Below are 7,077 nucleotides of genomic sequence, written 5' to 3'. Positions count from 1 at the left end.
ATCGTCGAGGCCCGGGGCGCGAGCGAGCAGCGCTACTTCCGCTCCTTCACCGCCACCAGCCTGAGCGGTTCCTGGACCCCGCAGGCCGCCACCGAGTCCAACCCGTTCGCGGGCAAGGCCAACAGCGGTGCCTCCTGGACCAACGACATCAGCCACGGTGACCTGGTCCGCAACAACCCCGACCAGACCATGACCATCGACCCCTGCAACCTCCAGCTCCTCTACCAGGGCAAGTCCCCGTCCGCGAGCGGTCCTTACGACCAGCTGCCGTGGCGCCCGGGTGTCCTCACCCTCCAGCGCTGACCCTCGACCGATCCGAACCGTCCGGCCCGTGGCCGGCTCACCCACGCCACGGGCCGTCACCGCCGGTAGACGCCTTCGCGCCGGACAACGCCACACCGCCGTACGAACCAGGACTTCGTCCTCCGCCGACCGCGGCCCCACGGAAGCCGGTCCGCGAGCGGCCTCCGGTGACCGTGGGGACACGGCCACCCCGGGCAGTACCCCCATCGCGTCCCGTGGCCGGACCGTCCCGGCGGTCAGGGGACGCCTTCGACCTGCGAAAGGAATCACCGTGTCAGCATTCGGACGGCTGTTCAGGCGCCTGCGCGCCTCGACGGCCGTATGCGCGGGCCTCCTCCTGACCGTCGGCGGCCTCGTGGGCACGGCCGCCGCGCCGGCCCAGGCCGCCACCTCCATCACGATCAACGGCGCGTCCGGCGGCCGGACCTTCGACGGCGTCGGCGCGATCAGCGGCGGGGGCGGCAACAGCAGACTCCTGATCGACTATCCCGAGCCCCAGCGCGGCCAGATCCTCGACTACCTGTTCAAACCCGGATACGGCGCCTCCCTGCAGATCCTGAAAGCCGAGATCGGCGGTGACACCAACTCCACGTCGGGGGCCGAGCCGAGTCACCAGCACACCCGGTCCGACCTGAACTGCGACCGGGGCTACGAGTGGTGGCTGATGGAGCAGGCCCAGGCGCGCAACCCGGACATCAAGCTGTACGGGCTCGCCTGGGGAGCGCCCGGCTGGATCGGCGGCGGGAACTTCTGGTCCACCGACATGACCACCTACCTGCTCTCGTGGCTGGGCTGCGCCAAGCAGCACGGGCTGAGCATCGACTACCTCGGCGGGTGGAACGAGCGGGGCTACAACATCTCCTGGTACAAGGGGCTGCGCAGCGCGCTCGACAGCAACGGCTACGGAAACGTCAAGATCGTCGCGGCCGACTCGGACTGGGCGGTGGCGGGTGACATCAACTCCGACCCGGCGTTCGCCTCCGCGGTGAGCGTCATCGGCACGCACTACCCCTGCGGCTACCGGTCGTCCCAGTCCAACTGCTCGGTGCCGTCGGCCGCCACATCGTCCGGCAAGGCGCTGTGGGCGAGCGAGAACGGCTCGGACGACTACAACGGGGGCGCGCAGGCCGTGGCCCGCGGTATCAATCGCGGATACATCGACGGCCGGATGACCGCGTACCTCAACTGGCCGGTGGTCGCGGCGATCACGCCCAACCTGCCGTACCCCACCATGGGTCTGGCCCTGGCCTCGCAGCCCTGGTCCGGTCACTACGCGATCGGCAAGAACGCCTGGGTGATGGCGCAGACCACCCAGTTCACCGCCCCGGGGTGGCACTACATCGACGCCTCCAGCGGCTACATCGCGGGCAACCGGAACAACGGCAGCTACGTTTCGCTGAAGTCCACGAACAACTCCGACTACTCCACGATCATCGAGACGATGGACGCCGGCGGCGCCCAGACGCTGAACTTCACCGTCACCGGGGGCCTGTCCGCCCGGACCGTCCACGTGTGGTCGACCGACGTCACCTCCGGCAACCCGGCCGACTACTTCGTGCACGCCACGGACATCACCCCGTCCGGCGGCGGCTTCAGCCTCACCGTCCAGCCCGGCCGGGTGTACACCCTGACCACCACGACCGGCCAGGGCAAGGGCACCGCCACCGGCCCCGCCCAGGGCAGGCAGGCCCTGCCGTACAGCGACTCCTTCGACGGCTACGCCACCGGCGGCGAGGCCAAGTACCTCATGGACTGGCAGGGCGCCTTCGAGGCGGTGGCCTGCGGCGGCGGCCGCAGTGGCAAGTGCGTGCGCCAGATGAGCCCGCAGAAGCCGATCACCTGGGACGCGCTGACCGATCCGCACGCCCTGCTCGGTGACGTGAGCTGGGGCAACTACACCGTCTCGTCCGATGTGATGCTCGAACAGCCCGGATACGCCGAGCTGATCGGCCGTGCGGGCGGGCACGACTACGACCGCACCGGAGGGCTGAACGCCTATCACCTGCGGGTCGGCGACACCGGGGCCTGGTCGATCCTGAACTCGAACACCAACGGCACCGTGTCCACCCTGGCCCGCGGCACGACCGCGGCGCTGGGCACCAACCGGTGGCACACGGTGGCCCTCACCTTCTCCGGCAGTACCATCACCGCCGTCATCGACGGTGTCACGGCCGGTTCCGTGACCGACGGCACCTGGGCCGCCGGACAGATCGGCTACGCGACCAGCCAGGGCGAGACGGCACAGTTCGACAACCTGTCCGTCACTCCCGGCAGCGGCGGAAACGACGGCGGCACGACCGGCGCGATCGTCGGGGCCGCTTCCGGCCGGTGCGTGGACGTGCCGAACCAGTCGCACACGGCCGGCACCCAGGTGGAACTGTGGGACTGCAACGGCGGCGCCAACCAGCAGTGGACGAACACCTCCGCCGGTGAGCTGAGGGTCTACGGCAGCGTCTGCCTGGACGCCGCGGGCCAAGGCACCAGCCCCGGCACCAAGGTGGACATCTGGGACTGCAACGGCGGCGGCAACCAGAAGTGGACGATCCACGCCGACGGCACGATCACCGGTGACCAGTCCGGCCTCTGCCTGGACGCCACCGGCGCGGGAACGGCCAACGGCACCTTGCTGCAGTTGTGGTCCTGCAACGGCGGTGCCAACCAGAAGTGGACGCTCGACTGATCCGCAAGCCATGGACCGTCGCCGGGAGTCGAACCGCCGCGGCCTCCGCGGTCCCCGCCCCGTCCTGCGACTCCGGAAGAAGGAGTGCATGCAACGCAAACGCCTGGTGAACGGCGCTCAGTGCCCCGCCGGTTCCGGCAGCCGCCCCCCACCGGTCCGCACCCCGCTCGCCGCCCGCGCGGTGCGCCACAGCCACCGCACATCCCGCCCGAACGACCACACCAGCGAACCCAGCGCGAGCAGCACGACCGCGAGGTCCGCCGGGTAGGGCAGCAGTCCGGCGCCCGCCACCAGCAGGCACACGCCCTGCGCGGCGGCGACGGTCTTGCGGGCGAAGGACGGCGGCAGCGGTGCGCTCAGCCACGGCGCGCACCGGGCCGCCGCGACGAACGCGTAGCGCATCGCGCCGATCAGCAGCACCCATGGCCCCAGCCGCGCCGACACGTACACGCTGAGCACCAGGATCAGGACGGCGTCCACCTCCATGTCGAACCGCGCGCCCAGCGCCGAGGCGGTGCCGGTGCGCCGGGCCACCCGGCCGTCCACGCCGTCCAGCAGCAGCGCCACCGCGGTCAGGGCGACCAGCACCGTCACCGGCGGTGCGCTCGCGAAGGAGTCCGCGACCAGTGCCGTCACCCCGCCGACCAGACCGGCCCGGCCCAGCGTGACCCGGTTCGCCGGCCCGAGGCACCGCAGCCGGGAGCGGTGTCCGGCACGGCGGAGCACCGCCCAGGTGGCGAACGCGAAGGCGAGCCCGGTCAGCCAGCCGGCCGGCCCCATGCCGGTCGCCGGGCCGAGCGACGCCAGCAGCAGCACCTGCGCACCCGCCCCCACGGCGGTCTCCTGCCGCAGCCTCGCGTCGTACATGTCGTTCAGGGCCACCGCACACCCTCCGGCCGAGTGACAGAGTCGATCAGCGCCGCGTACTGTGCGCGGCCTGTGCACCACCCGGTACGTGAACAGCTTCCCGATCGTTCAGGAGGACGCCGATGCACCGCTCCGCCCGCGCGTTCTGGCTCCGCTCGCCCGGCCACGGGGAACTCCGCGACGTCACCCTGCCCGAACCCGCCCCGGACGAGGTCCTGGTGCGTGCCCTGTACTCCGGGGTGAGCCGGGGCACCGAGACGCTCGTCTTCCGCGGCGGGGTGCCCCAAAGCCAGCACACCGTGATGCGCGCGCCGTTCCAGGAGGGCGACTTCCCGGGCCCGGTGAAGTACGGCTACCTCAGCGTCGGCGTGGTGGAACAGGGCCCGGCCGCGCTGACCGGCTGTACGGTGTTCTGCCTGTACCCGCACCAGAGCCGCTACGTCGTCCCGGCGAGCGCCGTCACCGTGGTACCCGAACGGGTGCCCGCCGAACGGGCCGTCCTCGCCGGGACCGTGGAGACCGCCGTCAACGCCCTGTGGGACGCGGCACCGCTGATCGGCGACCGGATCACGGTGGTCGGCGGCGGCATGGTCGGCTGCGCGGTCGCCGCGCTGCTCGCCCGGTTCCCCGGCGTCCGGCTCCAGTTGGTCGACGCCGACCCGGCCCGTGAGGCGACCGCGCGGGCACTCGGCGTGGACTTCGCCCGCCCCGCCGACGCCCTCGGCGACCGCGACCTCGTCGTGCACGCCAGCGCCACCGAGGCCGGCCTCACCCGGTCCCTGGCCCTGCTCGCCCCCGAGGGCACGGTCGTGGAACTGAGCTGGTACGGCGACCGGAGCGTGGCCCTGCCGCTCGGCGAGGCCTTCCACTCCCGCCGGCTCACCCTCCGCGGCAGCCAGGTCGGCACCGTCTCCCCGGCCGCCCGGCCCGGCCGCACCTACGCCGACCGGATGGCACTCGCCCTGGACCTGCTCGCCGACCCCGCGCTGGACGCCCTCGTCACCGGCGAGAGCCCCTTCGAGGAACTCCCGTCCGTCCTGCCGAAGCTGGCGTCCGGCGAGCTGCCCGCCCTGTGCCACCGCATCCGCTACACCGGGACCGGCCCGACCTGAGAACGGAGTGAGAGAGGGCTGAACACGGGGAAGCGACAAGCCGTACTACACGGCATCCCCCGGCGGGCAAGCGCGGGGGACCAGACGCGCCGCACCGGGAGGGTCGTCCGTTGTTCAGCATCACCGTCCGCGATCACCTCATGATCGCCCACAGCTTCCGCGGCGAGGTCTTCGGACCCGCGCAGCGCCTGCACGGCGCCACGTTCCTCGTGGACGCCACGTTCCGCCGCGCACAGCTGGACGAGGACGGCATCGTGGTCGACATCGGCCTGGCCACCCGCGAACTGCACGCGGTCGTCGAAGAGTTGAACTACCGCAACCTCGACGACGAACCCGACTTCCAGGGCGTCAACACCTCCACCGAGTTCCTCGCCAAGGTCATCGCCGACCGGCTCGCCGAACGGATCGCCAAGGGCGGGCTGGGGGAGGGCGCCAAGGACCTCGCGGGGATCACCGTCACCCTGCACGAGTCGCACATCGCCTGGGCGAGTTACGAGCGTGCCCTGTGACCGGCCTGACCGCGCGCCGCGGCCGCCGCCCCCACCCGGCCGCCGCCCCGGACACCACCCGGACCGTTCCCATGTCCCTGCGCACCGCGCACTTCGTGATGCCGGGCGGCGTCGACGACCCGGCCGCGCCCAGCGGCGGCAACGCCTACGACCGCCGGATCCGCCTGGACCTGCCCGGCTTCGGCTGGCTGGTCACCCCGCACGCCGTCCCGGGCGGCTGGCCCCGCCCGGACGGCCCCGCCCGCGACCGCCTCGCCCGCACCCTGCGGGACCTGCCGGACGACACCGTCGTCCTCCTGGACGGCCTCGTCGCGTGCGGCGTCCCCGAGATCGTCGTGCCCGAGGCCGGACGGCTGCGCCTCGCCGTCCTCGTCCATCTGCCGCTCGGCGACGAGACCGGCCTGGACCCGGCCGTCGCCGCAGCCCTCGACGCCCGTGAGCGGGCGGTGCTGCGGGCGGCGGGCGCGGTGATCGCCACCAGCGACTGGGCGGGCCGCCGGCTCGTCTCCCACCACGGGCTCGCGCCCGACCGGGTGCACGTGGCCGCGCCCGGCGCCGACATCGCGCCCCTCGCGCCCGGCACCGACGGCGTCTCCCGGCTGCTGTGCGTGGCCGCCGTGACCCCGCGCAAGGGACAGCACCGGCTGGTGGAGGCGCTCGCGGAGGTCCGGGACCTGCCGTGGACCTGCGAGTGCGTCGGCGGCCTCGGCCAGGACCCCGGATACGCGGACCGGGTGCGGGAGTCGGCCGCCCGCCACGGCCTCACCGACCGCCTGCGGCTGACCGGCCCCCGCTCCGGCGCCGACCTGGACGCGTCCTACGCCGCCGCCGACCTGGTGGTCCTGCCCTCCCGCGCCGAGACCTACGGCATGGCGGTCACCGAGGCCCTCGCCCGGGGCGTCCCGGTCCTCACCACCGACGTCGGCGGCCTGCCCGAGGCGGTCGGCCGCGCCCCCGACGGCCGGGTGCCCGGCATCCTCGTCCCGCCGGAGGACCCCACCGCGCTCGCCGCCGCGCTGCGCCGCTGGTTCGCCGACCCCGACGTACGGCGCCGCCTCAAGGCCGCGGCCCGCGGCCGCCGCACCACGCTCGCCGGCTGGCCCACCACCGCCCGCACGCTGGCCACCGTCCTCCACCACCTCCCGCACCCACCGAGGAGGCCGGCATGAACACCCCCCGAACCCCGCCCGGCAGCACCCCCACGCCCCGCACAGCCCCGAAGCCACCGGCCGACGGCACGAGGAGCGCGGAGGTGCGAGAGACGGGCGCGAGCGGCATCCATGGCGGAGAGAGACGGGACTGTGCGCCGGGAGGACGGGAGCGGAAGTACGGCGGGCTGCCGGGCGGCGGTACCGGGCGCGGGACGCCCGCCCCTGCGGATGGTTCCGCTCAGGCCGTCGCTGGTGCCGGGCCCTCGGGGAGGCCGGGGGATCGGGACACGGTACGGCTGCGGGGCGCGATCGTGGGGGAGAGGGGCGGGGTGCCGGACGGTGGTGCCGGCAGCGGGACGCCTGTTCCTGGGGATGGCTCCGCTCGGGTCGTCGCTGGTGCGGGGCCCGTGGGGAGGCCGGGGGATCGGGACACGGTACGGCTGCGGGGCGCGATC

At 73.5% G+C, this 7,077-nt stretch carries 6 protein-coding genes; 5 read left to right on the top strand and 1 reads right to left on the bottom strand.

The genetic code is table 11. The features are described from left to right. Together IE251_RS41610 and IE251_RS40335 are read left to right on the top strand one after the other, a co-directional pair. A partial coding sequence (locus IE251_RS41610) for a non-reducing end alpha-L-arabinofuranosidase family hydrolase (RefSeq protein WP_268253381.1) occupies window positions 1–303 on the top strand: 303 nt, incomplete at its 5' end. 271 nt (window positions 304–574) lie between these two features. Further along, window positions 575–2,983, top strand: a complete 2,409-nt coding sequence (locus IE251_RS40335; protein WP_189757907.1) for a ricin-type beta-trefoil lectin domain protein — start codon at window positions 575–577, stop codon at window positions 2,981–2,983. A gap of 117 nt (window positions 2,984–3,100) precedes the next feature. Here the strand turns inward: IE251_RS40335 and IE251_RS40330 are convergent, their stop codons facing one another. Further along, the gene (locus tag IE251_RS40330) at window positions 3,101–3,865 is read right to left on the bottom strand and encodes a CDP-alcohol phosphatidyltransferase family protein (RefSeq protein ID WP_189757906.1); all 765 of its coding nucleotides are present in this window, start codon (window positions 3,863–3,865) and stop codon (window positions 3,101–3,103) included. A gap of 107 nt (window positions 3,866–3,972) precedes the next feature. Between IE251_RS40330 and IE251_RS40325 the strand changes: the two genes are divergently transcribed. The 3 genes from IE251_RS40325 to IE251_RS40315 all read left to right on the top strand — a co-directional run bounded on the left by IE251_RS40325 (window position 3,973) and on the right by IE251_RS40315 (window position 6,640). After that, on the top strand, window positions 3,973–4,962 hold the full coding sequence (locus IE251_RS40325; RefSeq protein WP_189757905.1) for a zinc-dependent alcohol dehydrogenase: 990 nt from the start codon (window positions 3,973–3,975) through the stop codon (window positions 4,960–4,962). A gap of 110 nt (window positions 4,963–5,072) precedes the next feature. After that, window positions 5,073–5,471 carry a 6-pyruvoyl trahydropterin synthase family protein gene (locus IE251_RS40320; protein ID WP_189757904.1) on the top strand — a complete coding sequence of 133 codons (399 nt, stop codon included), beginning with the start codon at window positions 5,073–5,075 and terminating at the stop codon, window positions 5,469–5,471. A gap of 5 nt (window positions 5,472–5,476) precedes the next feature. Next, window positions 5,477–6,640 (top strand): glycosyltransferase family 4 protein, encoded by a 1,164-nt coding sequence (locus IE251_RS40315; RefSeq protein ID WP_229897174.1) that lies wholly within the window; start codon window positions 5,477–5,479, stop codon window positions 6,638–6,640. Window positions 6,641–7,077 lie beyond the last annotated feature (437 nt).

This window comes from Streptomyces eurythermus, assembly GCF_014649115.1.
GTDB lineage: Bacteria > Actinomycetota > Actinomycetes > Streptomycetales > Streptomycetaceae > Streptomyces > Streptomyces eurythermus.
Note: the sequence above shows the minus strand (reverse complement) of the source record. Positions and strands in the feature narration are given on the sequence as shown.